This window comes from Halochromatium salexigens, assembly GCF_016653295.1.
GTDB classification, from domain to species: domain Bacteria; phylum Pseudomonadota; class Gammaproteobacteria; order Chromatiales; family Chromatiaceae; genus Lamprobacter; species Lamprobacter salexigens.
The window spans coordinates 15,800-42,587 of sequence record NZ_NHSF01000015.1; the positions used below are offsets into that span (position 1 = coordinate 15,800).

Consider the following 26,788-nt stretch of genomic DNA (forward strand, 5'->3'; position numbering starts at 1 on the left):
ACGGCAGCCTCGGCGACCAATCGCCCTGCGAATGCCTCCAGGGCGGCGGTTGGCTCAAGGCCGCATCACTCCAAGATTGCCGCCAAGTCCAGCTCCATGGCCTCAAAGGGCGGTATCCGCACAGGTTTGCGTCTGTGCTCCGTCGCCTTGAGCGTCGCTACCACCCGATAACCATCGTCTTCCAGCCCATGGGCGATCAGCGCCCGCTCTTCTGGCCAGATCAGCCAAAACCAAGGCACGCGATGGCGTTGCAACAGGAGTGGAATGGTCACCGTATCCTTCTTCTCATGGCCTGGGGATACGATCTTGCAGACCCAGTCCGGCGCTCGATCAATGACACCGTTTGGCGGATCAGGCAGTCGCTCACGGCGCCAGCCGGCCAGATCGTGGGACGGACACTCGTGGGTCTCGTAGGCGACGCTTACGTCCGTCACGATCCACCAGCCACCCGCTCCGCTCTCGTCAGCGAAGGGGCCAAGGGTGCGATCGGTCTTGCTCTGAGCCCGTGCGTGCGCGAATCGCGTCATCGGCCGACGGATGATCTCCCCGCCGATCAATTCCACGCGCTCATCTAGGCGCATCAGCAGATCATCGACCGTCTTCAGTTTGACGGCTTCCATCGTAGTTTGCTGGACTCGTTGTGCCAGGATTGGCAGGTAACCTTAGAATGCCCTAGAGCAGCGGTCAATGTTGGCCTGGCTTGCTTAACCACATCGATCGCGAAGACACCTAAAGTCCGGGCTAGAATCAGACGGCCAGCCCAATAGCACCAACCGATCACCCAAGGGGCACGCTTCATGAGCAACCAGACTCGACTGTCTGCTGATCGAGCAGAACAGTCGCGCCATCGACTCCACCGCCGTGCGCGTGGCTGGGCCTTGGAGCGCATCAGTTAAGATGGAGTGCGGCATGAGTCTCTGGATGTCGAGGTGTCGCTGGAGACGCTATACTAAGATGTCACGCTGCCAGACTTTCGGCCTTAATGCCTGCGGGACAACTGCCGAGCTGGGACAACTGCGCGCTAGCGTCCGACATCCTGTTCACTGATCCGCTGCTGCCGATACGGTCGCAAACTCGGCTAATGGTCAAGTAGATTGATCCCTTTTTGGCAGCGCCGGCGCCGTGGTTAGCTAAGACATCAAGCCATACGTGCTAGTGGATAGAAGCCGTGAACAGAAGGGCAGCCCATCATGCTTGGTAGGATTATTGATCAACTGCTCAAGAAACACTGGTCTCAGGAAGAAATTGATCGTTATGTCGGACGATACCAGAAGGCCTACCTGACACATGCGACCGATGCTAGCATACGTAAACAATCTGCATCAGGTGGCTCGACGACTGCTCTATTGATCAATGGCTTGGAACGCGGCTTCTTCAATGGCGCTGTTGTGTGCAAAACTGTGATCGAAGAAGGGAAGGTGCGTGCCCGCTTCTGTATTGCAACTACAGTTGAGGACATCCTTGACGCACGCGGTAGCAAATATGTGGAAACACGTTTTTTACGCGAAGTGCTACCTTTAATTCGCGATTTTGATGGGCAAGTGGCTGTAGTCGGGCTGCCCTGTGATATTGCCGCTCTTCGGCATCGTTGTTCCAAAGAACCAGCACTTGCTAGCAAACTGGTGCTGACCTTGGCCTTGGTTTGTGGACACAACTCTCGTACTGCACTAATCGATGCGGTTACTACTCGCATTAAGCGTGAAACGGGGGCGGATATTGCGCATTACCACTTTAGGTTAGGCCACTGGCGCGGCTGGCTCGAGGCTGAACTCGAAGATGGTCGTTTGGTACGAAAACCAAGCAAAGTATTTAATGACTACCAAAATTTGTTCTTTTTCAGCGAGCGCAAATGTCTAGCTTGTTATGATCATTATGGCTATTCGAGCGATCTAACACTAGGTGATATCTGGCTCTTTCGGCTACAGGCGGACCCGATTAAGCATACTGCCATCATCATTCGAACGCAGGTTGGCGAAAATTTTTTCGATGCAGGTGTTTGTTCCGATAAGCTTAGGGCAACGGAGATCGATATACGCGATATCCTTGATGGGCAATCGCGAATTGGTCCTTCGCATTACAATGTAACGGCTCGATCGAAAGCTGGTCAGTGGCTTGGTGTTAAATTGCCCGATCCTGTTGGGGAGCGTGTGACCTGGCATGCCTACATTAATGCATTGATGACCATCTCTGCTCTACGTTTAAGTGAAACTGGATGGGGTCGACGTTTGATCTTCGCAATCCCTAGGCCCTTGCTTAAGTTTGTTCTCTATATTAAGAAAGGACTGGAGTCTTTTAGATGAATGCCGTCGCTATCATTGGTGCAACATTTCATGGGAATCGTGGGGCCGAAGCGATGCTAAGCGCGACTATTAGTGCATTAGAGGAGCGCTGCCCTAATAACCTTCAATTTAATATCTTCAGCTATTATCCTAGCGCAGATCAGCGTTTGATCTCAGATTCTCGGGTTAAAATCTATTCTGCGAAACCAGCTTATCTCGTTTCAATCTTGTTGCCAGGTTCTCTATTTTATAAACTGTTTGAATGGTTGCATTTAGGGTTCTTGCGGCGATACTTGCCAACCTCGGTTCGGGCGCTCGCGGAGTCGAAGGTTCTTCTTTGCCTTGCAGGTGTCTCCTTCGTTGATGGGCGAATTAAATTTCTACCCTTCAATGTCGCAACACTTTGGCCTGCGCTGATCCTTGGTGTACCAGTTGTTAAGCTGGCTCAAGCCATGGGTCCGTTTGAGAATTGGCTCAATCGTTTGTTAGCTCGACTCGTGCTGTCACGATGTTTTTGTATCTTTGCGCGTGGCGAGCGGACGTTTTCCTATCTGCAAACGCTGCAGGGTCTAAGTTTAAGGGTTCAGCGTGCTGATGATACCGCTTTTCTTTTTTGCCCAGAAGACTGTATAAGTCAAGCATATCCAGGACTGGAGTCTCGGTTACAGCGCTTGTCTGACAGTCAAAAGGCCGGCCACCTCATCATCGGCTTGTGTCCAAGTTCGGTGATTGAAAAACATTGGCGCAGAGCTGGAAAAAACTATGTGGCTTGGTTTCAATCATTGATCCATGCTTTAGTAACAAAGGGATACGTTATTGCTTTATATCCGAATGCGACACGAGGCGAGGATATGAAAAAATTGCACAATAATGATCTGCCTATCATTAATACTGTCTTTCTGAACTTGGAGGCGGACATACGAAACTCAGTCGTTGCTTTTGAGGGTTCTTGGAATGTTGCACAAATTCATAATATTGTAGCTGCCTGTGACATCCACGTTGTGTCGCGTTTTCATGCGATGATAGCGGCACTAAATGCGTCAGTTCCTGTTCTTGTGATTGGTTGGAGTCACAAGTATGCAGAGGTTATGGACGGTTTTGGTCAGGCGGATATGGTGCTTGATAATCGCATGTGCGATTTGCAACTGGTCATGAAAAATATTGATCGGTTGTCAAGCGAGAGATATGCGCGATCCTCTTGTATTGCCAAGGCGCTGACAAAAAAAAAGGAGTCTGCGCGCCATCAGTTCGACCATCTGCTGGTATCGCTTGATAATTGTTTATGAATAATAGTCAGAGGCTCTGGGTTGTAGCCAAATGGACTTGGTTTATTTTTGTTGTTCTCTTTGCCATTTTCTATGCTTATGAAAATGCAAGCGGCATTGAAGATGGCATTAGACGTTTAGATATTGCTCTGCTATTTGGGGCGATGTTGCTAATTATTGCAGGGAAACTCGGCCTTGTCATAACTATGTGGGCGGCATCGCGGCAATATTCGATCCTTTTGAACTGGCGCGAAACATACTGTATCTATAATTTGACACAACTTGCTAAATATATACCAGGATCGATTTGGCAGTTTGTTGGCCGTATTGCAATGCTTAAGGCACATCAGGCTAAGTCGTCATCTATTCGTGATGCCCTTATTGCCGAGCATGCTTGGGTTATTGGTTCGGCTCTTACGATTTCGGTGCTACTGGGGTTTTTAATACATGCTGATTTGATTAATAGCTGGCTGCACTGGTTTCATCTAAAATGGTATTGGTCTATTATTTCTTTTTTTTTAGTAATTTTCTTTTCTTTTGCTATGGCGTATTTTTTTGGTCAAGCGAGATTTTTTGGTCGTTGGCTGTATGGTTTACGCCCGCCATTTTTAGTGCTGCTTTCTTTGATTTTGGTTTGGCTCGCTCTTGGTTCCGCTTTGTGGTTGACGTTAGGGCCGTTTGCTGCAGTTTTGCCTTCTCTTTCTTACGTGGTTGCGGCTTATTGTTTCGCTTATGTTGTCGGTTTTTTGGTTCCTTTTGCTCCGGCTGGAATAGGTGTTCGTGAGGCTTTACTTATTTTGGCTTTAACATCTTATGTTGGCGCGGAATTTAGTTTTTTTCTTGCTGCTTTTAATCGCATACTCTATTTTTTTGCGGAAATTTTATTGTCGATCCCCTGTGTATTTTTTAGAAGATCAAGTTGGTAGTTGGTCCCGATCACAGGTCTTCAATAACAACCATTCTTCCAGCACTTCAGCTAGTTCCGCTCGGCAGGCTTCTACCGTTTCTGCATTCGCCCAAACCCCTTCAAAGCCGGGAATCTCGGCAAACCAGGTTTGGTCTTCTAGCTGCTTATAGCAGCTTCGGCTTAAAGCCGATTGGATGTATTGGGTGAGCATTGGTGCAATCCTGAGAGTCTATAGTGGGTTCGTTCAAATTGAAGTTGTTATGCCATCATCTGGCTTCTCGACCCCAGCACGAAAACGAATATCCTCCAATAACTTTCGATTCGCCGCCAACAAATCCGCCAGAAAGGCGACCAAAATCGTCTGAAAGCCCATTCCCAATAGCACGGCGGCGAGGATCAGCGACTGCACATGGCCGGAGCCGCTGCCGCTGAGGTAGACCCCGAGAAAGCGCAACCCGATCAGGAAACCGAGGCCGAAGAGCAAAACCCCAATGCTGGCGAAGAACCGAAACGGCCGGTAGATGACGAAGATGCGGACAATGGTGACGGTGCTGAGCCAGATGTAGGAGGGGATGCTGCGCATCAGCCGCGAGGGACGCAGGTTGGGATTGACGCGCACCGGTACCGTGGCGATGGCCATCTGGTGTTGGCCGGCCTGGACGATGGTCTCGAGGGTATAGCTGTAGCTGCTGAAGACAATAAGGCGCTGGGCGGCGTTGCGGCTGATGGCGCGAAAGCCGCTGGTGGCGTCGGGGACTTGCGTCCCGCTGGCCAGGCGCACGATCAGGCTGCCGAGCCGCTGCAGGCGCTTCTTCAACGGCGAGAAATGGTCGATCTGCTCGATCGGCCGGCTGCCGATGACCAGCTCGGCCTCGCCGGCGAGCACCGGGGCGGTGAGGGCAGGGATGTCACGGGCGTCGTATTGGTTGTCGGCGTCGGTGTTGACGATGACGTCGGCGCCTTGTTGCAGACAGACGCTGATGCCGCTACTGAAGGCGCGCGCGAGGCCGAGGTTGCGGCTGTGGCGGACGATATGGTCGACGCCGCGTTGCAGCGCGACTTCGGCCGTCTGGTCATTGCTGCCGTCGTCGATGATGAGCCATTCGACGCGCTCGAAGCCCGGGACCTGGCGCGGCAGGGCGTCGAGGGTGAGGCCGAGTGTCTCGGCCTCGTTGTAGCAGGGGATTTGGATGATGAGCTTCAAGGGTAGCGGTTGGCCCGATCACGGGTTTTACAGGTGAGGGGGCAGCGTTGAGCGTTGCGATGATGCGCTTGAGAATACCAAGCTTCTTGGGCCATGACACTGTTTCACTGGCCCATGGCGTCACTGGGTGATTGATTTGAAGGCGAAGTCGCGCATTTCGTCCTTCGGTACGCCTCGATTGACCACTGGACCGACCAGGGCGCGAGCTGTCTTTTACCCATCGTTGCAGCGGCGGTTGTCGGTTGAGTCCCTGATTCTGGGTCTGGCCGATGGTCGAGGATGAGGGCGGACCGACGTGGTGGCTCGAGCGTGCTTGGCAGCTCGGCTGGTTCCGCGTTGAGGTTGGCCATGAGCCGGAGCCGGTAATGATCGCTCGTGTCCCAGGACGCTGAGAGACGGCCGCGGCCAAAGACGACGGCCTCGCCCCCCTGTAGGATCAGCGGGATCAGCGGTGCGATCCGTGCTCGGCGCAGGGCGAGCCATCTTTGGCAGGCGCGGAAGCGTCGTTGTTGCGAGCCGTCAGGCCTCTCGGCATGGATCGACGGGTTGACGAGGTGGTCGAGCCAGCGCCAGTCCAGGCATGAGCGGTTGAAGGTCTCCGGAGCATTGGGGTCGGGGATGGTGGCGCGGCTGGCGGGGTCGGCAAAGGCGGCGCTGCGGGCGAACTCGCGGCGTCGGCCCTCGCGCACCGCGTCGGCCAGCTCGGGGCCGAAATCGCAGAAGAACAGGAACGGGCGCTCGGCGTCGAACTCCTCGCCCATGAACAGCAACGGCGGTGAGGGCGCGAGCAAGAGCAGGGCGAAGGCGGCATCCAAGGCCTCGCGCGGGATCAGTTGGTGCAGGCGCTCGCCGAAGGCGCGGTTACCAGCCTGATCATGGTTCTGCAGGAAATTGACCATCGCCGCCGGCGGCAGGTGCGCACTCGCGGTGCCGCGCCGATGGCCCTCGCGAAAGGCCGAAGGCTCACCCTGATAGGCGAAGCCTTCGGTCAGCGCGCGGGCGATCAGGTCGGTCGTCAAGTCCTCGGGGCTTGGGTCGGCGCTTGTGCCGGAGTCGGAGACGAAATCCTGATAAGGGCCATCCGTCTCACCGGTCAGCAGGTGATGCAGTGCATGGTGGAGATCATCATTCCACTGGGCGGTGAAGTGACGGGGTTGACCTGCGGAGTCGCGCTCATACCGGCGCGCGTCATTATGATCATTCTCGAGGATCAGATGGATCTGGCGTTCGCGGCCCGGGCCGGCTTGTACGCGCGCTGCCAGTTCGTCGAGCAGGTCGGGCTGGCTGGTATCGATGAGGCGGTCGACGGCATCCAGCCGCAGGCCGTCGAAGCGATATTCCTCGAGCCAGTAGAGGGCATTCTGGATGAAGAACGCGCGCACCCACTGCGCCTGTGGGCCGTCGAGGTTGATCGCCGCGCCCCAGGGCGTGTGGCGGTCTGGATGGAAGAAGGCCGGGGCATAGCAATGCAGGTAATTGCCCTCGGGGCCGAAGTGGTTGTAGACCACATCGAGCAGCACCATCAGGCCGCGTTCGTGGGCGGCGCGGATGAGCCGCTTGAGCGCGTCGGGAGGGCCATAGCAAGCATCGGGGGCGTAGAGCAGGGCGCCGTCATAGCCCCAGTTGCGCTGGCCCGGGAAGTCCGCCAGCGGCATCAGTTCGAGGGCGGTGACGCCGAGTTCGAGCAGGTGGTCGAGGCGGCGTTCGACGCCGGCATAATCACCGCTGGCGCTGAAGGTGCCAACATGCAGCTCATAGAGCACCGCCTCGTGCCAAGGCCGGCCGCGCCAGGCAGCCTCGGCTGCGCCCCAGTCGAAGGCGAGCGGGTCGATGAGTTGGCTGGGGCCATGGACATCCTCGGGCTGGAAACGCGAGGCGGGGTCGGGGACGGCAAGACCCTCGTCGATCCGATAGCGATAGCGGTCACCAGCGCGCGCCTGGGCGAGCGTGAGATGGTGCCAACCCTCATTGGCGCGGTGCACGCTGAATGCTTGCTCTGCCTGCGCGGGGCCGGCGCTCCAAAGCAGCTCGACGTGCCGTGCGGCGGGTGCCCAGAGTCGAAAACTGACGCTGCCGTCGGCGGCGATGGCGGTGCCAAAGGGCATCTGCTGTTGATATCCGGTGGGCATAGACGTTGTCCGCGTGGCTGTTGTTGCTTGCCGGAACGATCTCCACCGGCGTTGGTCACACTCCTTCGCTCACTTTTGCTGTCGATCTCTCGTGATGCTCATGATAATGGTCTCTTCTGCTGCCACTGTTGCCGCTTGTGTCCCCGTCTCGGCTCACCGAGCCGCCGCCGATGTCCAGTCTGGCGCCGCGCTCGCGGCGCGGCTCGCAACGCAGGTGCTCGGCGGATGATAGCGCCGGCAGAAGAACGCGGGCTGCGGATCGCGGTGATCGGTGCTGGTCTCTCCGGGCTGGCGGCGGCACGGATGCTGGCCGATCAGCGGCATCGGGTCAGCCTGTTCGAGAAATCGCGTGGCTGTGGCGGGCGGGCGGCGACAAGGCGCGCCACGCAGCCGAGCGGAGAGACGCTGCATTTTGATCATGGCGCGCAGTATTTCACAGCGCGCGATCCGCGCTTTCAGCGTTGTGTGCAGACCTGGGCCGAGCGTGGTCTGGTAGCGCCTTGGGATGGGCGTATCGGGGCTTTCGATGGGGACGGATTCACCCCCGCTGGGCAGGAGACGACCCGCTGGGTGGGGGAGCCTGGAATGAGCGCGCTCGGTCGCGCGCTGGCCGAGGGCCTGGATGTGCGACTGGAGACGCGGGTGAGGCCGCCACGCTGGTGCCGCGGCCGTTGGCAGCTCAGCGATGAGGCCGGCCAGGAACTCGGTCGCTTCGAGCGGGTGGTGGTCAGCGCGCCGGCGCCGCAGAGCGCCGAGCTGTTGATGGACGCACCCCGGCTCGCGGCGCAAGCGGCCTGTGTCGACTACACCCCTTGCTGGACCCTCATGCTCGGGTTCGCTGCGCCGGTGCCACTGGCGTTCGACGGGGTCTTCGTCAATCAGGGACCGTTGCGCTGGATCGCGCGTGATAGCAGCAAGCCGGGACGGTCGGTGCCCGCTGGAAACTCGCCTGGGGATGCAGTCGGGGGGTCGTCCGTGGGGCCGGCTGCGGAGCAGGCTGCAGGGTCAACTGGGCGCGGGGACTGCTGGGTCTTGCATGCCGAGCCGGGTTGGACGCGCAAGCACCTGAATGATGCACGCGAGGAGGTGGAAGCGGCCATGCTCGCGGCCTTTGCCGCCCTTGTCGAGATGGCTGGCGGAGCACTGCCGGCGATCACCTGGCGCCAGTCGCACAGTTGGCTCTACTCGCTGGTCGAGACGCCGCTGGAGGAGGGCTGTCTCTGGGACCCGGCACTGGGTATCGGTGCTTGTGGCGACTGGTGCAACGGCGCCCGTGTCGAGGACGCCTGGCTCAGCGGCGAGGCGCTCGCCGGGCGCATCTTGGCAGCGATGGCATCAGGATAGGCATCAGGATAGGCATCACTCACAGACGCTAGGGCCTGATGCACCGCAGCGCCGGTTCGGCTGGCTCACGGTTGGGGCGAGACTTCGAACATGACCTCGTTGCGGCGCAGCGGTCCGGGCGTGAAAGGATCGTTGTAGTAGGCATAGATCGGCTCGCCGCGCGGCTCGAGGCCGCGTGTGCTCATCCAGTCCTTGAGCCGCGCTTGTTGCTCGGCGATGGCCTGATCGTTGGCCCTGCCGCTGAAGCGCACGGCGGCAACGCGCCGCGCCGGGATCCGCTCCAGTGTCACCTCGGTATTGCCCGGAGCCGGTAGATCCTCGAGCCGGTACTCGGCCGGCATGATGAACTGGACGCGCCAGCGGCCGTCCTGCGCTGACGTCTGGGTCACCGGTGCCGTCATCGCGATCTTCTCATCCGGTGCGACCGCGCGCTGCTGCACCGGCGCGGTCATCGCGATGCGCTCGCCGCCGCGCTCCTTGGCGAAGATGTAGCGCGCGAGCGGACCGAAACCGCTGCTCAAGCTCTGCTGGCGGTCGCCGCTGCCACTGACCTCGGCGACGACCAGCGGTGGGTAGTCGCGCAGCTCGAAGTCGCCGTCTTGGCTGACCACCTGATAGTCGGGCTTCTCGACGTTCTGGATCACGAAGACGAAAACCAGCAGGCCGACGATGCCGACCACGGCCGCGAGGCCGAGCAGAATGAGGATGAGCTTCATGGTGATCCTGTCTTGGAGGGGTGTGTCGTTAAGGGGTTTCCGGGGTGTCATCGGCCCGGCTCGGCATCAGCCAGCCGCCGAGCAGCAATAGGATCAAGCCGCCCAGCGAGATCCAGTACCAGCCCTCGAGCCCCATGGGGCCGAATTGGTAGACCGAGCCGGCGCTCAGCATCACGCCCTCGCCATAGGGCACGATCCAGCTGACGCCATAGCGCACATGCTCCGGCGGCGTCTCGATCAGCTCGGCATAGGCCAGGGCCTCGGGCGCGGCGCCAGACTCGTCGAGTTCGACTCGCCAGAGGCCATCGTCACTGCCGATCCAGAGGCGCTCGCGCTGCTCGGCCTTGGCCGGCTCGAGGTAGAGCGAGAGCATGCGGCTGTTCTCGAGTCCGACCTTCAACCGCTGCCAGGGTGCCATCGGGGTCTCCTGCCAGAAGAGCCCGCGATCGGTGCCGGCGATCAGCCGACCACCCTCGGTGAGGGCGAAGCTGAAGACGTTGCTCGCCTCCGGCAGACCGTCGCGATTGGGCTGCCAGTCGAGCAGGTCGTCGGCCTGGGTGCTGAAGACGCCCGCGCCGATGCTGCCCAGATGCAGCCAGCGTGCATCGCCGTTGCGCTGGGTCTCGAGCCGGTAGACGCTGGTGCCTTCGAGCGTGCGCTGCCATTGACCATCGCCCTGCACATACAGCCCGTCGCCAGTGGCGACCAGTAAGCGGTCGTTGGCGAGGAGTTCGTCGCGGACGCGGACCTCGAGGGCCGGCATCCCGGCCGGGGCATTGAACAACCCGCCGCCGGTGCCGATCGGGCCTTTGGAGGCATCGCCGGCGAGGTCCGCCGAGAGCGCGGTGACCGGGTGACCGCCGAGGTCGATCGCGACGCGTGTCCATTGATCGTTGGCGAAGCGCCAGAGTCCACCGTCCTCGGTGCCGGCCAGCATCGAGCCATCCTCGGCACGGGCCAGATCGGTGATGTGACCGCTCTCGATAGGGGCGTTGCGGACCAGCCGCTCACCGCCGGGGATGAGCGGCCCGGCGATGAGCAGGATGAGCCCCAACACGGCAAGGCCGATGGCGACGGGACGACTGGCTTTCATGATGACTCCTCACGTATTCGATGGTGAACCCTAACAGGTATCGATGCCCCGGCCCCGACGCAAGTGGGAAACCGGGGCGGCTGCCTCTGCTATCATCGCCGGCCTTGGCATGTTGCAACAGACTCGAGAGCAGCGCGATGACCGTTCGTACCCGTTTTGCCCCTTCCCCGACCGGCTACCTGCATGTGGGTGGCGCCCGCACCGCGCTGTTCAGCTATCTGTTCGCGCGCCGTCATGGCGGGCAGTTCGTGCTGCGCATCGAGGATACCGATCTCGAGCGCTCGACGACGGAGTCGGTGAACGCGATCATGGAGGGGATGACCTGGCTCGGCCTCGAGTACGACGAGGGGCCCTTCTTCCAGACCGAGCGCTTCGAGCGCTATCAGGCGGTGATCGATGCGCTGCTCGACAAGGGGCTGGCCTACCGCTGCGATTGTCCGAAGGAGCGCCTCGAGCGCCTGCGCGAGACGCAGATGGCGGCCAAGGTCAAGCCGCGCTACGACGGCCACTGTCGCGGGCGCCAGATCGACCCCGAGCAACCGCATGTGGTGCGTTTCAAGAATCCGGTCGATGGCGCGGTGATCGTCGACGATCTGATCCGCGGGCGCGTGCCCTTCGCCAACAGCGAACTCGACGATCTGATCCTGCGCCGCAGCGACGGTTCACCGACGTATAACCTCACGGTGGTGGTCGACGATGCCGAGATGGAGATCAGCCATGTCATCCGCGGCGATGATCATCTCAACAACACCCCGCGCCAGATCAACATCCTCAAGGCACTGGGCTACGAGCCGCCTCAGTATGCGCATGTGCCGATGATCCTCGGCCACGACGGCAAACGTCTGTCGAAGCGTCACGGCGCGGTCAGCGTGGTGGCCTATCGCGATCAGGGCTATCTGCCCGAGGCCCTGCTCAATTATCTGATCCGCCTCGGCTGGTCGCACGGCGATCAAGAGGTGTTCTCGCTCGATGAGATGATCGCGCTGTTCGATATCGCGGATGTGAACACCGCCGCCTCGGCGTTCAATGTCGAGAAGCTCGACTGGCTGAATCAGCACTATATCCAGCATGCCGACCCGCTGCGCATCGCCCGCCTGCTGAGTCCGCACATGGGCGAGATTGGCATCGATCCCACCGAGGGGCCCGCGTTGGTCGACGTGGTGCGCGCCCAGGCCGCGCGCGCCAAGACCCTGACCGAACTCGCCCAGATCAGCGCCTTCTGCTACCAGGACTTCGACGACTACGACGAGACCGCCGCGAAGAAACATCTGCGCCCGGTCGCGCGGCCAGCGTTGGAGCGTCTGCGCGCGGAGCTGGAGATGCTGGCGCTCGAGGACTGGGAGCCGGAGACCTTGCACCGCGTGGTCGAGCGCGTCTCCGAGGCACTGGAGCTGAATATGGGCAAGGTCGCGCAGCCATTGCGCGTGGCCATCGTCGGCCGCGCCGCCTCACCGGGGATCGATGTCACGCTGCAACTGGTGGGCAAGGCGGCCACCTTGCGCCGTATCGAGCGCGCGCTGGCGTTCATCGATGCGCGCGCCGCTCAGGGCGCTCAGGGCTGATGCGCTGCGTCTCGCGTGCGGCAGCGTGCCCGCGTGCCAGCGTGCCGCCCGCGCACGCCCCGCGCTCAGCGGGACGGGCGCAGGCGATCAGGCGCCCCACTGCCTGACGTTGCCGGTGTCGAGATGGACGAAATCCGAGCGTGAATAGTAGCCGACGCCACCCCGGCTGAGCCGCACGGCGATATCGCGGATGTGGTGCGTCGGCATGTCGCCGAGGCGCACATCGAGGGCCTTGCCGCTCATGTGCAGGCTGCGCTTGGCGACACCGCTCGAGGTGCGTCTGAGCATGGCATTGGTCTTGGGCGAGCGATAGCCGCTGACGATCTCGAAGACAGCGTCTTCGTGGCCGAGGGCCTGTTTGACATCGAACAGGAGGTCGTACAGCTTGGGATCGATGGTAGTGACCTCATTGGTGCGGAAGTCACGGAAGAATTGATTGAGCCGCATCAGCGAGCTGCGCTGGTAGTGGTCGCCTTGACGGTAGGTCAGCGTCAGGCGTTCGTCGGTGTGCAGGTGGTGGAAGGAGAGGACGCGTGGCTGGTCGAGCTGGCGGCGTTGGCTGCGCGCGACGGCGGGCGCTGAAGCAGCAGCCAAGGCGGCACCGAGGAAAATCCGTCGGTTCACTAGTATCCCCCTAGAGTCGAGCATAGTGTTGGGCGCCCCGAGTATAGGCCGAGGGGCGCTAAAAGCAATGGCGATTTGGTCACGGCTTGACGAATGCCAGGCGTGCTCTAAACTACATCAAGGAAAGCGGTTAAGCAACGGTTTGGGCTGATAAAACCTGATAGCTGTTCGAGTAGCTCAGGGGCTCGGGTGCCGCGTTGTGCGCGTCTTGGGCATCTCTCAGTCCTCGCCGATGACGCGGTTGTCTTTGGGCCGGGAGAGCAGCCGCTCGGCCTCCAGCTGGTGCTTGGCAAAGATCATCCGGTAGTCGGCGTCGTCAGCCTCGTCGCGTTCGGCACGCAGGTTGCGCACGATTGCGCGCGCATCTTGGTAGCGCTCCTGGGTCTCGATATGGGTCAGGCGCATGTTGGGAGTGATTTTGTAGACGAAGTAGGGCATACCACAGGGTCCGATGGTGTGTTGATTGCTGGGAAGGAGGCTCGATGATGTCGCCAATCTGGGGGCAAGGGGCGCTTGATCCAGCCCCTGTTCATGGAACAAGGGCTTCATGGCCGGCGGCCGTCTGGAGCGTTTCCGCTTGCCCCCTGTCAGTGCCCGATTACCTGAGATTCTTCTTATAGCTTGGAATCTTGGCATTCAGCGCCTTGGAGACGTTGGCGAATTCCATGGTCACGCTCGCCAATTGCACGCCGTTGAAATCGGTCTCGGTGACGATGGCGCCGCGCAGGATGGCACCGCCGAGCACCGCGCCGGCCAGATTCACGCCGGTCAGATCGGCGTTGCGGAAATTGGTGTTCTGGGCCGAGACATTGCGCAGGCGCGCGCCAGCGAGGTTGGCACCTTCGAGGTTGGCGAGGTTGATCACGGTGAAACCCTCGGGCTGGCTGCTGGTCAGATCGGCGTCTTGCAGGTTGGCCTTGACCAGGTTGGCGTCGTTGAGATGGCAGTCGCGCAGATCGGCGCCGCTGAGGTTGGCCTCGCGCAGGTTGGCCTGAATGAAGAGCGCCCGGCTGGCGGTGATCTGGCTGAGATCGCTATGGCAGAAGTCGGTGCCGCGCAGATCGGCGCCGCTGAGTCTCGCCCGCTGGAGGTTGGCGAAACGGATCTCGGCCTTGCGCAGATCGGCGCCTTCCAAGTTCGCCTCGCTGAGATCGGCGCCGGAGAGCACGGCGACGCTGGCCGGTCGCTCCGAGCCGGCGCGCACCCGGCTCAGGTTGGCGCGGCTCAGGTTGGCCTCGTTCAAATGGGCGTTGAGCAGACTGGCGCCGGTCAGGATCGCCTCGCGCAGGTCGGCACTGACCAGATCGCTGAACTCGAGATTGGCGTCGCTGAGATCCTGCCCGCGCAGGTCGGCGCCATTGAGCCGCATATCGCGCAGATCGGCGCCGACCAAAGTCTCGCCCTCGAGCGACGCGAGCACCTCGCCGGTGTCTTTGTGCTTGATCTCGACCATCATCTCCTCCTCCTCGGGTTGGCGGGCACGCTAGCCTGTTGCTGTGATGGGTTGGCCGGCGCATTCCGCTATGCTATCCACCCGATGCCGCCTTTGCACCAGACTTTGCATCAGATATGAGCGCGTGCGGCGGCGCTGCCACTGAGGAGAAGATGATGAAGCTCGAGACACTCGCCATCCACGCCGGCTTCGAGCCAGACCCGGCCACCAAGGCGGTCGCGACACCGATCTACCAGACCACCAGCTACGCCTTCGACGACACCCAGCATGGCGCCGACCTGTTCGACCTCAAGGTGCCGGGCAACATCTATACCCGGATCATGAACCCGACCAGCGATGTGCTCGAGAAGCGCGTCGCGGCATTGGAGGGCGGGGTCGGGGCGCTGGCCTTGGCCTCGGGCATGACGGCGGTGACCAATGCGATCTTCACGCTGGCGCAGGCCGGCGACAACATCATCGCCGGCTCGACCCTCTATGGCGGCACCTACAACCTGTTCGCACACACCCTGCCGCGACTCGGCATCGAGGTGCGACTGGTCAAACCGAATGACATCGACGCCATGGCCGCGCGGATCGATGCCAACACCAAGGCGGTGTTCTGCGAGTCGATCGGCAATCCGGCCGGCAATGTCGCCGATCTCAAGGCGATCGCGGACCTGGCGCACGCGCACGGCGTGCCGGTGATCTGCGACAACACGGTGCCGAGTCCCTACCTGTGCCGGCCGTTCGAGCACGGCGCCGATATCGTCGTGCATGCGTTGACCAAGTACATGGGCGGTCACGGCACCACCATTGGCGGTGCGCTGGTCGACTCCGGCCAGTTCCCCTGGGCCGAGCACGCCGAGCGCTTCCCGATGCTCAATGAGCCGGATGTCTCCTACCACGGCGTGGTCTACACCGAGGCGCTGGGGCCGGCGGCCTACATCGGCCGCGCGCGCGTGGTGCCGCTGCGCAACATGGGCGGCGCCATCTCGCCGTTCAACAGCTTCCTGATCCTGCAGGGGATCGAGACGCTACCGGTGCGCATGGATCGCCATTGCGAGAACGCGATCGCGGTGGCCGACTATCTCAAGGGCCACGATAAGGTCGAATGGGTGCGCTATGCCGGCCTGCCCGAGAGCCCCGACTATCCGCTGGTGCAACAGTACATGGACGGCGCCAAGGCCAGCTCGATCCTCTCCTTCGGCATCCGTTCCGGTGCGGGGGGCGGTGCGGGAGATGGCCGCGCGGCCGGGGGGCGTTTCATCGACGCGCTCAAGCTCGCGGTGCGCCTGGTCAACATCGGCGATGCTAAGACCCTGGCCTGCCATCCGGCGACCACGACCCATCGCCAGCTCTCGCCCGAGGAGCTGGCCCGCGCCGGGGTGAGCGAGGATCTGGTGCGCCTGTCGATCGGCATCGAGCACATCGATGACATCATCGCTGATTTGGAGCAAGCCTTGGCGGCGGCCTAAGCCGCGCCAGAAACGCCGGCAGCAGACCCCTTGGACCCCGTTCCAAGGGGTCTGAGCGGCATGTCCCTGAACCCCCAGCGAGCCGAGCAGAATGCGATGAAGATTCACTGTCTGATGCATGTGCCCTTCGAGGGGCCGGCCCAGATGGCCGATTGGGCCGAGAGTCGCGGTCACCCGATCGCGTTCAGCCATCTGTTCGCCGGCGATGCGCTGCCCGCACTCGATGCCTTCGATCGCCTGGTGGTGATGGGCGGACCCATGGGCGTCGGGAACGAGGACCGCTACCCGTGGCTGAGCGCCGAGAAGACGTTGATTCGCTCGGCCATTGAGGCTGGCCGCTCGCTGGTCGGCGTCTGCCTTGGGGCGCAGTTGATCGCCGAGGCACTCGGGGCACGGGTGAGCCGGAACCCGCAGCAGGAGATCGGCTGGTTTCCGATCCGGCTCACCGAGGCTGCACGCACGCACCCATTCTGCCAGGATCTCCCTGCCGAGCTGCAGGTGCTGCATTGGCACGGCGATACCTTCGCGTTGCCGCCCGGTGCCTTGCATCTGGCGGCAAGCGAGGCTTGTACGCAGCAGGGCTTTTTGGTCGATGAGCGCATCCTGGGCCTGCAGTTCCATCTGGAGATGACACCGACGAGTCTGCGCACGCTTTGCAGCTATTGCGCCGATGAGCTGGTGGCGGCGCCTTATGTGCAGAGCGCAGAGCAGATGCTCGCCGTCTCGCCCGTGCGCTATGAAGAAACGGCGCGGGTGTTGGAGGTGTTGCTCGATCGGCTTGCGGAGTGAGGGAGGTCGATGAGTGGCCCTGTCGCACCGCGCTACGGTGTAACGCCGCGTTCAATCCCAACTCAGCGCCCCACCGGTCTGATACTCAGTCACGCGGGTCTCGAAGAAGTTCTTCTCCTTCTTCAGGTCCAGCACCTCGGACATCCAGGGGAAAGGGTTGCCGACCTCCGCGTACTGCTCCGGCAGCCCGATCTGGGCGCAGCGGCGGTTGGCGATGAATTGCAGGTATTCCTCGAACATCGGTGCGTTCAGACCCAACACTCCGCGTGGCATGGTCTCGTGGGCATAGTCGGCCTCGAGCTGCACTGCGTCGCGGATCATGGTGATCAGCTCCTGTTTGAAGTCTTCGGTCCACAGGTGCGGGTTCTCGAGCTTGATCTGATTGATCACGTCGATGCCGAAGTTCATGTGCATCGACTCATCGCGCAGGATGTACTGGAACTGCTCGGCGGTGCCGGTCATTTTGTTGCGCCGGCCCATGCTCAGTACCTGCACGAAGCCAACGTAGAAGAAGATACCTTCAAAGATGATGTAGAAGGCGACCATTTCGCGCAGTAGCTTCTGGTCGTTCTCGGGCGTGCCAGTGTGGAAGTGCGGATCGGCCAGGTATTGGGTGTAAGGCAGCGCCCACTCAGCCTTGCGCGCGACCGAGGGCACCTCGCGGTACATATTGAAGATCTCGCCCTCGTCCAGCCCCAGGGATTCGACTACATATTGGTAGGCGTGGGTGTGCAGCGCCTCCTCGAAGGCTTGGCGCAGCAGATACTGGCGGCACTCGGGGTTGGTGATGTGACGGTAGACGGCGAGCACCAGGTTGTTGGCGACCAGCGAGTCGGCGGTGGAGAAGAAGCCGAGGTTGCGCTTGATGATGGTGCGCTCGTCGTCGGTGAGGCCGTTCGGGTCCTTCCAGAGCGCGATGTCGGCGTTCATGTTGATCTCTTGCGGCATCCAGTGATTGGCGCAGGCGTCGAGATACTTCTGCCAGGCCCAATCGTACTTGAAGGGCACGAGCTGGTTGAGATCGGCGTGGCAGTTGATGATGCGCTTGTCGTCGACGCGGATGCGCCCGGCGCCGAGCGCGAGATCCTCAAGGCCAGTGGCACCGCCTTCGGCCTGGGGGTTGGTATTGCGACCGGGTTCGGGCTTCGGCGGCCGCTGCGACGGCGCGCGAGTTAGAACCGACTCGTCAGCGAGTAATGAAACCTGGGCTGGACCGGGATTCGGATTGACCACTGGGGCACTGCCGGCGGTGGCCATGAGAGCGGTGTTGGAGACGATGCCATGACCGGGACGAACGTGATCGCTGTCCTCTCGGGCTGGTGGGGAAGTGGTATCGGTCAGGGCAAAGCCGTCGTTTTGGTGCTTGCCGCTTGCCTGGTCATACGCGTCGCTTGCGTCACGGCGGTACCCTGCTTCGGCTGCGAATAGACCTTGCGCCTCGGGCTCGGCTTCCGCGTAGGTCTCGGCATCATGCAGCGGCCGATGCTTGCGCGCGGCTGGATTTGGGCAGGCAGTCGCAAGGGGATCGTCCCAATTCAGCATGCTGTGGTACTCCGTTGTGGTGGTGGCTTGGGGGTTAATGAGTGTTCTTCTCTTTGGCCTTGCTGCCGGGTAAAAGCGCGCTTGCTGCCACGGGCGGCTTATCCTTGGTGTCGACGTTGCGATCGGCGAGCGAGATCAGCCAGTAGGTGACGCCCAGACCAACGACGATGATGCCTATACCAATGAGGTCAAACGCGTTGTACTCGGCCATATCGAGAATGATGACCTTTCGTGCGATAGCCATGATCGCGGTCGCGACCACGAGTTTCATCGGGAATACATCAGATCGGATGTAGATTCTGACGTTCGAGAAGATCTCATAGGCGATCAGTACCGCGAGGAAGGCACCGAAGGTTTTGATGATATCCGGGATCAGGAAGTACGGCGGTTGCGCCAGATTGAGATAAATGGTGTGGATCACGCTGAGCACACCAACCAGGATCACCAAGACCATCCCGATGGCGAGTACATAGGCAGCGCCGCGCATAATCCGATGCAGCCAGCGCAGGATCGGGTCTTCCTCGTTGGTGGGCAGTTCGTCGTGACAACTGCTTTTTTGGCCCTGGTTGTCGTCCTCGTTGTAGCCCTCGTTGTTAGCGTTCGTCATCAGGTCAGTGCTCTTGGTTCGGGAATAGGATCGGGGTCAGACGGTTTCAAAGGTCAGTTCCACTGCGACGCCACATCAATAGCCCAAAAAAGATCCCTGCGAGCGGAAATGCAATCATAGAAACTATAAAACCAACTAAGCTTACATTTCCGAAAAAAAGCATCATTGCTTGATAAAGAAGTGCTGTTGAGATACCCCAAAAGACAGCACCGCGCCAAAAGATATAGCGCCACTTCCTTTTTCTGGGTTCTTTAGGCTTGGTTGACATGATCAGCTGGTCTCACAAAATTAAAGAGGCTATAAGGAGCAGCGCATCACTGACAGCTCTCGCACTCCGGATCATCGATCGAGCAGGCCTTTGGGGCGGATTCTACTGGCTTGCCGCGGCCGTTTGATTTCGCCTTTCCTGGTGAGACATAGGCACCACCGACTGCGGAGAGGCGATTCGCTTTGCTCGAGTCGTCCATCGTCGACTTTTCGACGTGCGTCGCGCCCATCGAGCGCAGGTAATAGGTAGTCTTCAGCCCCCGCACCCAGGCCAGCTTGTAGAGGTTGTCGAGCTTCTTGCCGCTCGGCTCGCTCATGTACAGGTTCAGGCTCTGTGCCTGATCTAGCCACTTCTGCCGTCGGCTGCCGGCCTCGACCAGCCAGCGTGGGTCGACCTCAAAGGCAGTGGCATAAAGCTCCTTCAGCTCATCGGGGATGCGGTCGATCTGCTGTAGGCTGCCGTCGTAGTACTTCAGGTCGCTGACCATGACGCTGTCCCAGAGTCCAAGCGCCTTGAGATCGCGTACCAGGTAGGGATTGACGACGGTGAACTCGCCCGAGAGGTTGGACTTCACGAACAGGTTCTGATAGGTCGGCTCGATCGATTGGCTGACGCCGACGATGTTGCTGATGGTCGCAGTCGGCGCAATCGCCAGACAGTTGCTGTTGCGCATGCCGATTGTCTGCACCCGCTCGCGCAGCCCATTCCAATCCAGGGTGGTGCTGGTATCCATCTCCAGATAGCCGCCGCGGCCTTCGGCGAGTCGCTGAACGCTGTCGATCGGCAGGATGCCCTGGCTCCAGAGGCTGCCGTCGAAGCTCTGATAGCGCCCGCGCTCGGCGGCCAGCTCGCTGCTCGCCTCGATCGCGTAGTAGCTCAGCGCCTCCATGCTGTGATCGGCAAAACGCACGGCGTCCTGGCTCGCGTAGGGGGTGCGCAGCTCATAGAGCGCATCCTGGAAGCCCATCAGCCCGAGGCCAACCGGGCGGTGGCGCAGATTGGCATTGCGCGCCTGCGGCACGTTGTAGAAGTTGTAGTCGATGACGTTGTCGAGCATGCGCATCGCGGTGCGCACGGTCTTGCGCAGCTTGGCGGTGTCGAGTCCACGTTCGGTCACATGCGCGGCCAGGTTCACCGAGCCCAGGTTGCAGACGGCGATCTCCCGATCGTTGGTGTGCAGGGTAATTTCGGTGCAGAGGTTACTGCTATGCACCTGCCCGACATGCTGATTGGTATAGCGCAGGTTGCAGGGGTCCTTGAAGGTGATCCAGGGATGGCCGGTCTCGAATAGCATCGCCAGCATCTTGCGCCAGAGATCGACCGCTTTGATGCGCTTGGTCACCTTCAGCTCACCGCGTTCAGCGCGGGCCTCGTAGCCGAGATAGGCCTCTTCGAAGGCTTGACCGGTCAGGTCGTGCAGGTCCGGCGTTTCATCAGGCGAGAACAGGGTCCAGTGCTGATCCTCGGCCACGCGCTTCATGAACAGATCCGGCACCCAGTTGGCGGTGTTCATATCGTGCGTACGGCGGCGGTCATCGCCGGTGTTCTTGCGCAGCTCGACGAATTCTTCGATATCGATGTGCCAGGTCTCGAGATAGGCGCAGACCGCGCCCTTACGCTTCCCTCCATTCCGAACCAGGGCAGCAGCAGTCATATAGCTCTTGTCGCCCTCGACCTTGAGGTCGTGGACTTCCGCTGCGGGCGCGATTGGCTCGACGGCCTTGACGCGCGTAAACACCCAGTTGCCGAGCCGGAACCAGTTGTGCTTGGTCAGCGCGGGCACGTCGAGCAGCGCGGCGATGCGCGGATCAGCCGGGATGCGCAGATCGAAGGCGCGCGAGACGCCGGTGAAGGCGACCACGCTGCCGTCCGAGCGAGTGCCCTGATGGTCGCCGGCGCGCTCGCGGTATTGGCCGGCGCAGGGGATGCCAAGCCGCAACAACTGGTAGCGCAGCCCTTCGGCGAGCGGCGCTGAGCTGCTGGTGAAGTAGATCTCCTTGCTCCGACTGATGCCGCCATCGGTCTCGAGCAGCCCCTGGATCAGCGCCAGCGTCTGGTTGTGCGGCAAATGGCTGAAGCGCCGAGCGATGCGCTTGTTGCGGGCGGCGTCGTAGAGATCCTCTTCGGTAAAGGGCAGGTGCGCCAGATCTTCGCCGACCCAGCGCCCGGTGGTCGCGCAGCGGGCGAGTCCACAGCCGACCGCCCACTTGATCTGTAGATAGGTCTCGCTACGGCCGTTTTCCCAATAGTGGATGCCGCGCGCGTCGAGGTAATCCCGAACGAACTGAAGATGACTGCCATCACAGGTCGGATTGCCGCACACCCCGAATTCCCGACCTCGAGTCAGATGCCCATCGCCGAGCAGGATGCCGTAGAAGCGCGCGTCTTCCTCGGTGAGCCCGTCAACGGGCACGACCTCGCTCGGGATGACCTGTGCGACATAATCGCCAGCGCTGAGCGCTCCAGCCTCGACCCAGTCGGGCCGATAGCGACCGTTCTCGATCTGGTTCAGCGTGCGCTCGATCGACTGTTCAGTCGGCACGCCCTGAATGGCCCAGAACGGATGGCCTGCGGTGACCTTGAGATCATTGACCGAGTCCTTGATCCGCACCTGGACCATGGGCGCATCCTTCTGCGCGTAGACGAAATGCTCGGTGACCTCGCGGTAACGCCCGCGCTGACCGAGCACCAGATCGCCGACCTTGATATCGGCGATCGCTTTGGGGCCGTCGGCGGTAAAGACGGTCGTCTCGGGTGCGAAGCATTGATTCACGGCCACCGCCGTATCGTTGGCGACCTTGAGGAAGGGCACTACACCCTGACTCTTGCCATTGGTGCCCTTGATATGAGCACCCATGCCGCGCACGCGCGACCAGTCATTACCGAGACCGCCGGCGAATTTGCTCAGCAGGGCGTTATCCTTGATCGCGCCATAGATGCCATCGAGATCATCCGGCACCGTGGTCAGATAGCAGGAGCTGAGCTGCGGGCGCAGGGTGCCAGAATTGAACAGCGTCGGCGTGCTGCTCATGAAGTCGAAGCTCGACAGCAGCTCATAGAACTCGATCGCACGCTCTTCGCGGTCGATCTCGTTGATCGCCAGGCCCATCGCGACGCGCATGAAGAACGCCTGCGGCAGCTCGATGCGCGGCCCTTCGGCGGTATGGATGAAGTAGCGGTCATACAAGGTCTGCAGACCCAGATAGGTGAACTGCAGATCGCGCTCGGGCTTGAGCGCGGCGCCAAGCCGGGCCAGATCGAAGCGTCCGAGCTGTTTGTCGAGCAGCTCCAGGTCGCCGGCGGTCTTGATGTAGGCGCTGAAATAATCGGCATAGCGCTCGGCGAGATCGGCCTGGGTCTCGACGCCGAGCGCCATATCCAGCGCGCCCAGCGCCTCGCGTCGCATCACATCGAGCAGCAGCCGTGCTGCGGCCTGGCTGTAGGCCGGCTCGCGCTCGATCATCGCCCGCGCCGACAGCACCAACGCCTGGCCGACATCGGCCTCCTTGACCCCATCGAAGAGATTGCGCAGCGTATCGGTGATGATGGCCTCCGCATCAACCCCCTCGAGCCCCGAGGCGGCCTCGCGCGCGAGTCGGCGCAGACGCTCGATGTCCAAGGGCTGGGTATTGCCATCGGCCAGGGTGACGTTGAGGCCCGTTTCGGCAGCCGCTGTCGTCTTGCTCGTCGCCGCCTTCTCAGCCCGCTCACGGGCGCGCGCATCACGATAGATCACATAGTCACGCGCGACCTTGTGCTCGCCGGCACGCATCAGCGCGAGTTCGACCTGATCCTGGATGTTCTCGATGTGCACGGTGCCGCCGCCGGGCAGGCGACGGGTCAGCGCTGAGAGGACCTGCTCGCTGAGGTCGTCGACGAGGTGATGGATGCGGCTCGAGGCGGCCGCGCCGCTGCCCTCGACGGCGATGAAGGCCTTGGTCATCGCGACCTTGATCTTGCTGGGGTCGAAATGGGTGACCTTGCCATTGCGGCGGATGACCTGGACGTGACCTGGCTGATGGCTCGCGACATCGCCGCTTGGGGCCGCCACCCTTGCCGCCGCCCTGCTGCGCGCCTCCGACTGGACATTGAGCCCATTGGGTTGCTGCAGCGGTTGCGGTGTGTCGGCGGGCTTGTCGGGGGCGGCGGCCATAGGTCACTCCTCGGGTCGTGGTGTTAGCGGCTTGAGGCTTGCGGATGAGCGGTTGGACTGAGTCGAGTCGGGTCGGGTCGGCCCGGGCTCGGCAATGACGGCCTGGTGAAAGCGGGCGGCCGAAGATCGCCGGCAGTGGCCACGGGGCACTGATCCGGCAATCGAGCTGAACGAGAAGGTCCGCAATATATACTCATCAGATTGAGTGTCAACCACTATATCTTGTGTTTTTGCCCGCGTGGATGCTGCGAATCCATAGTGGGTAATCTGTGGATAACATGGGTGCTGTGGTTGCTCGAGGGCGTTGTTGAGGGTTTTGGCTGTGTATAACTTTCATCGCGCCTCAACCCCGATCAGGCCGCATTTCCGCACTTAAAAAAGGCCTTTGAAGGGGGGCTGGGGTTTGAAGTGCCATAGCCCCTCGGTTTTGCCGTCGAGGCTGTCCCGTGATCAGGTTGAGTGGCTATACTCACCTCACGCGGCGCGCTCGGATGAGAGGCGGGAGCGATGATCGCGCGCCCTGGCAGGGGTGCAGTCGGCCCGCCTCGAGCCAACCCGTAGAATGACGAAACGACAGCCTCGAAGGCGTCAAAGGAGGAAAGATTATGCGTCGAACAATGCTCGTCGCCAGCGCGACCCTCATGGTGTGGACGCTAGCGCTACCACTGCTGGCGGACACCCTGAGTGGTGACCCTGCCGAGCCGCCAACCGAGACCTCAGCTGAGATTGCCCAGCGCGAATATGAGGAGGTTCTGGCGCTCACGCCTGATGCCGAGCGTGGTCGTGAGGTCTATCTCACCTGTGCCGTCTGCCATCTGCCCGAAGGCTGGGGCAGTGTGGACGGCAGCTATCCGCAAATCGCCGGTCAGTTGCCCACGGTAATCATCAAGCAGCTTGCCGATTTTCGCGCCGGCAATCGCGAGAATCCGCTGATGTATCCCTTCTCGGTGCCTGGCATCCTGGGTGGGCCACAGGAGATTGCCGATGTCGCGGCCTATGTCTCGCAATTACCGATGACGGCCGAGAACGGGCTCGGGCCAGGCTCCGATTTAGAGGCGGGCGAGGCGCTCTACATCGAGCATTGCACCGACTGCCACGGGGCGGCTGGAGAGGGCGACGAGGCTGAGCATATTCCCATGATCGCCGGGCAGCATTTTGCCTACCTGATGCGTCAGTTCGATGCCATTCGCAGTGGTGAGCGGAAGAACGCCGACTCGAAGATGACCGAGGAGATCCAGGATCTCACTCAAGCGGAACAGGTTGCGCTCTTGGACTATACGGCCAGGTTGCGCCCAGCCGCCGGGAAGTTGGCGCAAGAGGGCTGGCTGAATCCGGATTTTCCGCATTATCTCCGCGATGCGATGGGGCTGCGAGTAAAGCCTCCTGCTGGGCTCAAGAGCGTGCCGGTCTCCGAATAGCGCCTGAATAGTCCCAGAATAGCCTCAAGCAGAGCGCCTGGCTTAGGACGGGGACTCGTCGCCCTCGGATTCGGAAACCTGAAAGCGGTTACGGCCAGCGCGCTTGGCTTCATAGAGCGCCATGTCGGCGCGGTGGATGAGGCTGTTGATCTCCTCCTCCGGCGCGCGCTGGGCAATGCCAAGGCTGGCCGTAACCCGCAGTGGCTCGCTGCGATCAATATCGAACGCATGCGCCGCGATCACCCTGTTCAGGCGTTCGGCTAGCTCGATCGCGCCCTCGATCCGCTGTCCGATCACCAGCACCAAGAACTCCTCGCCGCCGAAGCGCACCGGTACATCGACGCTGCGGCATTGCGCCTGGATCAGCTCGGCGACCTGCTGGAGCACGCGATCACCGGCGCCGTGTCCATGGGTATCGTTGATCTGCTTGAAATGATCGAGATCGATCAGCAGGGCGGCGACGGGCGGCGCCATATCCCGCTCCTGCAGCGCGAGGTGGCGGCTCATCACATCCTGCATATAGAAGCGCGTGAAGAGCTTGGTGAGCGGATCGCGGATCGAGCGCTGATAGGCACGCTCGCGCTCGAAATCGATCGAGCGGTAGATGACCTCGCGCTCGAGCGCGATCTTCAGCGGCTCGATCATCTGCGCGATCAGTTGCGCCGTGCTGGAGGTGATCAGCGGGGGTTTGTCGAAGATCAGGATCGCGATCGCCTCGATCTGCTCACTTTGGTTTGCCGTCAGCGGCACCGCGATCGAGGCTCCCTCATCGCCTTCCGGTTGTAGGCAGAACCCCTCCGGATAAAGCTCGTGATCGGCAAGTGCCGGTTCCTCGGCGTGCGCGCGATACCAGTCGCTGAGGTCTTGGCCGACGAAACGGCAGGCACTGGGCACGGATGGGTCGACGATACCGACGAAGCGCGCCTTGGCCTTGAGCGACAGGATCTGTTCATCCGGCAGGGCGGCGTAGTAGTCGATGTGGCTCACTGGCAGGCTGCGTTGCACGACCTCGAGCAAACGCGTGGCGATGTCGCGAAAATCGCGGTAGAGCAACATCGTCTCGGTGATATCGCGCAGCGTGCGATTGAGCTGCGAGAGGCGCTGGATATCGGTGTCGCCCTGGCCGAGCAGATAGAGGCCGCAGTCGAGGTGGCGCAGTTTATCGATGATGAAGCCGACCAGGTGTTGCGGGATGATCGAGCCGTGCTGGGCGGCGATCATCTCCACCGGATGCTGCTCGATCTGGTTGAGGGCGTAATCGAGGATATCGCTGCTCGGCATGTAGTGCTCATGGAACGGGCGCACCGCATCGAAGTACGACTCATCGAGCGCGATCAACTGCGGCTGTTCGGTGAAGCCGCCGAACAGATCGCTGGAAAACAGCACACCGCTGCGGCGATCGAAACTGCAGAAGGCGCCCGGGAAGTGCGCATAGGGCGTGAAGATGAATTCGAGCGTGCGATCCTCGAGTTCGAGTCGCCACTCGTGCTCATCGACGAGCCAGAACGGCAGTTCGAGCCCATAGTGCTTGAGCAGCGCCTTGGCGCGCCAATGCGTGACCACGGCCGCGTCGCGGCGTGTGTTCAGCCGGTCGATCATCGGCAGGGCGGCGGCGATGTCCGGATCCTGGTGATGGCAGACGAACCAGCGAATCGCGCTCAGCGGTAGCACCTCCTCGATCTTGCGCAAGGTATGGGCAAAGGTCAGCCGCGAGCCGGGATCGAACAGCACTGATTGGTCGCCTTGCTCGAGCAGGTAGACATGGCATTGGAAGTGGTCATCCGGGATCACATGACCGACCCACCAGACGCGATCGGCGATTTCGATCGCATGCTGGGTGTCGGCGTTGCGGAGGGCTTCAAGGCGAGTAGGCATCGGTGACAGGGTCCGTCAAGCGGCGTCCGATGCCGGGCGAAGATGATGTTCCAGCGGTGAAGTTAGAACGAGTGCGCCAGAGGCTGGCCCGCGTCTGGCGCGGAAA

Annotated in this window: 22 protein-coding genes; 8 read left to right on the forward strand and 14 right to left on the reverse strand. The window is 61.2% G+C overall.

Going from position 1 to position 26,788, the window contains the following annotated elements; translation table 11 throughout:
• Positions 1–65: 65 nt before the first annotated feature.
• The gene (locus CCR82_RS02485) at positions 66–620 is read right to left on the reverse strand and encodes a Uma2 family endonuclease (protein WP_201243781.1); all 555 of its coding nucleotides are present in this window, start codon (positions 618–620) and stop codon (positions 66–68) included.
• 570 nt (positions 621–1,190) lie between these two features.
• Between CCR82_RS02485 and CCR82_RS02490 the strand changes: the two genes are divergently transcribed.
• From CCR82_RS02490 to CCR82_RS02500, 3 genes are read left to right on the forward strand one after another with little or no spacing between them, the layout of a single operon-like run.
• Positions 1,191–2,300 (forward strand): Coenzyme F420 hydrogenase/dehydrogenase, beta subunit C-terminal domain, encoded by a 1,110-nt coding sequence (locus CCR82_RS02490; protein ID WP_201243782.1) that lies wholly within the window; start codon positions 1,191–1,193, stop codon positions 2,298–2,300.
• Entirely contained in the window at positions 2,297–3,565 is a 1,269-nt protein-coding gene (locus CCR82_RS02495) for a polysaccharide pyruvyl transferase family protein (RefSeq protein ID WP_201243783.1), read from the forward strand. The genes CCR82_RS02490 and CCR82_RS02495 overlap by 4 nt, the downstream gene beginning before the upstream one ends.
• A complete protein-coding gene (locus tag CCR82_RS02500) occupies positions 3,562–4,470 on the forward strand; it encodes a hypothetical protein (protein ID WP_201243784.1) in 909 nt (302 codons plus the stop codon). Before CCR82_RS02495 ends, CCR82_RS02500 begins: the two co-directional genes overlap by 4 nt.
• Here the strand turns inward: CCR82_RS02500 and CCR82_RS02505 are convergent.
• The 3 genes from CCR82_RS02505 to treZ form a co-directional block, all read right to left on the reverse strand.
• Entirely contained in the window at positions 4,459–4,662 is a 204-nt protein-coding gene (locus CCR82_RS02505) for a type II toxin-antitoxin system HicB family antitoxin (protein ID WP_201243785.1), read from the reverse strand. The genes CCR82_RS02500 and CCR82_RS02505 overlap by 12 nt on opposite strands.
• Before the next feature lie 33 nt (positions 4,663–4,695).
• Complete coding sequence (locus tag CCR82_RS02510; RefSeq protein ID WP_201243786.1) at positions 4,696–5,655, reverse strand: glycosyltransferase family 2 protein; 960 nt, start codon at positions 5,653–5,655, stop codon at positions 4,696–4,698.
• A gap of 104 nt (positions 5,656–5,759) precedes the next feature.
• On the reverse strand, positions 5,760–7,784 hold the full coding sequence (treZ, locus tag CCR82_RS02515; RefSeq protein ID WP_201243787.1) for a malto-oligosyltrehalose trehalohydrolase: 2,025 nt from the start codon (positions 7,782–7,784) through the stop codon (positions 5,760–5,762).
• A 225-nt stretch (positions 7,785–8,009) separates the two neighbouring features.
• On the opposite strand from treZ, the gene CCR82_RS02520 reads away from it, so the two are divergent.
• On the forward strand, positions 8,010–9,128 hold the full coding sequence (locus CCR82_RS02520; RefSeq protein WP_201243788.1) for an NAD(P)/FAD-dependent oxidoreductase: 1,119 nt from the start codon (positions 8,010–8,012) through the stop codon (positions 9,126–9,128).
• 65 nt (positions 9,129–9,193) lie between these two features.
• Here CCR82_RS02520 and CCR82_RS02525 read toward each other — a convergent pair whose 3' ends face one another.
• Both CCR82_RS02525 and CCR82_RS02530 read right to left on the reverse strand, forming a co-directional pair.
• Positions 9,194–9,844, reverse strand: a complete 651-nt coding sequence (locus tag CCR82_RS02525; protein WP_201243789.1) for an SOUL family heme-binding protein — start codon at positions 9,842–9,844, stop codon at positions 9,194–9,196.
• Between the two features lie 28 nt (positions 9,845–9,872).
• On the reverse strand, positions 9,873–10,937 hold the full coding sequence (locus tag CCR82_RS02530) for an HVO_0234 family beta-propeller protein (RefSeq protein ID WP_201243790.1): 1,065 nt from the start codon (positions 10,935–10,937) through the stop codon (positions 9,873–9,875).
• Between the two features lie 137 nt (positions 10,938–11,074).
• Here CCR82_RS02530 and gltX point away from each other — a divergent pair, with 137 nt between their 5' ends.
• Positions 11,075–12,499 (forward strand): glutamate--tRNA ligase, encoded by a 1,425-nt coding sequence (gene gltX / locus CCR82_RS02535; RefSeq protein ID WP_201243791.1) that lies wholly within the window; start codon positions 11,075–11,077, stop codon positions 12,497–12,499.
• 87 nt (positions 12,500–12,586) lie between these two features.
• Here gltX and mepK read toward each other — a convergent pair whose 3' ends face one another.
• From mepK to CCR82_RS02550, 3 genes are all read right to left on the reverse strand, one after another.
• Positions 12,587–13,123, reverse strand: a complete 537-nt coding sequence (gene mepK / locus CCR82_RS02540) for a peptidoglycan L,D-endopeptidase MepK (RefSeq protein ID WP_201243792.1) — start codon at positions 13,121–13,123, stop codon at positions 12,587–12,589.
• A gap of 219 nt (positions 13,124–13,342) precedes the next feature.
• A complete protein-coding gene (locus CCR82_RS02545; RefSeq protein WP_201243793.1) occupies positions 13,343–13,561 on the reverse strand; it encodes a hypothetical protein in 219 nt (72 codons plus the stop codon).
• A 160-nt stretch (positions 13,562–13,721) separates the two neighbouring features.
• Complete coding sequence (locus CCR82_RS02550) at positions 13,722–14,579, reverse strand: pentapeptide repeat-containing protein (RefSeq protein WP_338073083.1); 858 nt, start codon at positions 14,577–14,579, stop codon at positions 13,722–13,724.
• 152 nt (positions 14,580–14,731) lie between these two features.
• Between CCR82_RS02550 and CCR82_RS02555 the strand changes: the two genes are divergently transcribed.
• Entirely contained in the window at positions 14,732–16,030 is a 1,299-nt protein-coding gene (locus CCR82_RS02555; RefSeq protein WP_201243794.1) for an O-acetylhomoserine aminocarboxypropyltransferase/cysteine synthase family protein, read from the forward strand.
• 60 nt (positions 16,031–16,090) lie between these two features.
• Positions 16,091–16,819: a type 1 glutamine amidotransferase gene (locus CCR82_RS02560; RefSeq protein WP_242513198.1), complete on the forward strand. Its 729-nt coding sequence runs from the start codon at positions 16,091–16,093 to the stop codon at positions 16,817–16,819.
• Positions 16,820–16,870: 51 nt separating this feature from the next.
• Here the strand turns inward: CCR82_RS02560 and CCR82_RS02565 are convergent, their stop codons facing one another.
• From CCR82_RS02565 to CCR82_RS02580, 4 genes are read right to left on the reverse strand one after another with little or no spacing between them, the layout of a single operon-like run.
• Positions 16,871–18,361: a ribonucleotide-diphosphate reductase subunit beta gene (locus CCR82_RS02565; RefSeq protein ID WP_242513199.1), complete on the reverse strand. Its 1,491-nt coding sequence runs from the start codon at positions 18,359–18,361 to the stop codon at positions 16,871–16,873.
• A 34-nt stretch (positions 18,362–18,395) separates the two neighbouring features.
• Positions 18,396–18,968, reverse strand: a complete 573-nt coding sequence (locus tag CCR82_RS02570) for a phosphate-starvation-inducible PsiE family protein (protein ID WP_201243795.1) — start codon at positions 18,966–18,968, stop codon at positions 18,396–18,398.
• A gap of 46 nt (positions 18,969–19,014) precedes the next feature.
• A complete protein-coding gene (locus tag CCR82_RS02575; protein WP_201243796.1) occupies positions 19,015–19,236 on the reverse strand; it encodes a hypothetical protein in 222 nt (73 codons plus the stop codon).
• A gap of 46 nt (positions 19,237–19,282) precedes the next feature.
• A complete protein-coding gene (locus tag CCR82_RS02580) occupies positions 19,283–23,389 on the reverse strand; it encodes a ribonucleoside-diphosphate reductase subunit alpha (RefSeq protein WP_201243797.1) in 4,107 nt (1,368 codons plus the stop codon).
• 605 nt (positions 23,390–23,994) lie between these two features.
• Between CCR82_RS02580 and CCR82_RS02585 the strand changes: the two genes are divergently transcribed.
• Complete coding sequence (locus CCR82_RS02585; protein WP_242513200.1) at positions 23,995–24,807, forward strand: c-type cytochrome; 813 nt, start codon at positions 23,995–23,997, stop codon at positions 24,805–24,807.
• Positions 24,808–24,849: 42 nt separating this feature from the next.
• On the opposite strand, the gene CCR82_RS02590 is transcribed toward CCR82_RS02585, so the two are convergent.
• Positions 24,850–26,682: an oxygen-binding di-iron domain-containing protein gene (locus CCR82_RS02590; protein WP_201243798.1), complete on the reverse strand. Its 1,833-nt coding sequence runs from the start codon at positions 26,680–26,682 to the stop codon at positions 24,850–24,852.
• Positions 26,683–26,788 lie beyond the last annotated feature (106 nt).

Excerpts from the sequence above, each read along its gene's own strand:
- CCR82_RS02550 (WP_338073083.1), bottom strand. The coding sequence starts at position 14,579 with ATGATGGTCGAGATCAAGCACAAAGACACCGGCGAGGTGCTCGCGTCG.
- CCR82_RS02520 (WP_201243788.1), top strand. The coding sequence starts at position 8,010 with ATGATAGCGCCGGCAGAAGAACGCGGGCTGCGGATCGCGGTGATCGGT.
- CCR82_RS02590 (WP_201243798.1), bottom strand. The coding sequence starts at position 26,682 with ATGCCTACTCGCCTTGAAGCCCTCCGCAACGCCGACACCCAGCATGCG.
- CCR82_RS02525 (WP_201243789.1), bottom strand. The coding sequence starts at position 9,844 with ATGAAGCTCATCCTCATTCTGCTCGGCCTCGCGGCCGTGGTCGGCATC.
- CCR82_RS02485 (WP_201243781.1), bottom strand. The coding sequence starts at position 620 with ATGGAAGCCGTCAAACTGAAGACGGTCGATGATCTGCTGATGCGCCTA.
- CCR82_RS02530 (WP_201243790.1), bottom strand. The coding sequence starts at position 10,937 with ATGAAAGCCAGTCGTCCCGTCGCCATCGGCCTTGCCGTGTTGGGGCTC.
- CCR82_RS02580 (WP_201243797.1), bottom strand. The coding sequence starts at position 23,389 with ATGGCCGCCGCCCCCGACAAGCCCGCCGACACACCGCAACCGCTGCAG.
- CCR82_RS02490 (WP_201243782.1), top strand. The coding sequence starts at position 1,191 with ATGCTTGGTAGGATTATTGATCAACTGCTCAAGAAACACTGGTCTCAG.
- CCR82_RS02560 (WP_242513198.1), top strand. The coding sequence starts at position 16,091 with ATGTCCCTGAACCCCCAGCGAGCCGAGCAGAATGCGATGAAGATTCAC.
- CCR82_RS02500 (WP_201243784.1), top strand. The coding sequence starts at position 3,562 with ATGAATAATAGTCAGAGGCTCTGGGTTGTAGCCAAATGGACTTGGTTT.
- CCR82_RS02545 (WP_201243793.1), bottom strand. The coding sequence starts at position 13,561 with ATGCCCTACTTCGTCTACAAAATCACTCCCAACATGCGCCTGACCCAT.
- treZ (WP_201243787.1), bottom strand. The coding sequence starts at position 7,784 with ATGCCCACCGGATATCAACAGCAGATGCCCTTTGGCACCGCCATCGCC.
- gltX (WP_201243791.1), top strand. The coding sequence starts at position 11,075 with ATGACCGTTCGTACCCGTTTTGCCCCTTCCCCGACCGGCTACCTGCAT.
- CCR82_RS02565 (WP_242513199.1), bottom strand. The coding sequence starts at position 18,361 with ATGCTGAATTGGGACGATCCCCTTGCGACTGCCTGCCCAAATCCAGCC.
- CCR82_RS02585 (WP_242513200.1), top strand. The coding sequence starts at position 23,995 with ATGCGTCGAACAATGCTCGTCGCCAGCGCGACCCTCATGGTGTGGACG.
- CCR82_RS02505 (WP_201243785.1), bottom strand. The coding sequence starts at position 4,662 with ATGCTCACCCAATACATCCAATCGGCTTTAAGCCGAAGCTGCTATAAG.
- CCR82_RS02570 (WP_201243795.1), bottom strand. The coding sequence starts at position 18,968 with ATGACGAACGCTAACAACGAGGGCTACAACGAGGACGACAACCAGGGC.
- CCR82_RS02575 (WP_201243796.1), bottom strand. The coding sequence starts at position 19,236 with ATGTCAACCAAGCCTAAAGAACCCAGAAAAAGGAAGTGGCGCTATATC.
- CCR82_RS02555 (WP_201243794.1), top strand. The coding sequence starts at position 14,732 with ATGAAGCTCGAGACACTCGCCATCCACGCCGGCTTCGAGCCAGACCCG.
- CCR82_RS02495 (WP_201243783.1), top strand. The coding sequence starts at position 2,297 with ATGAATGCCGTCGCTATCATTGGTGCAACATTTCATGGGAATCGTGGG.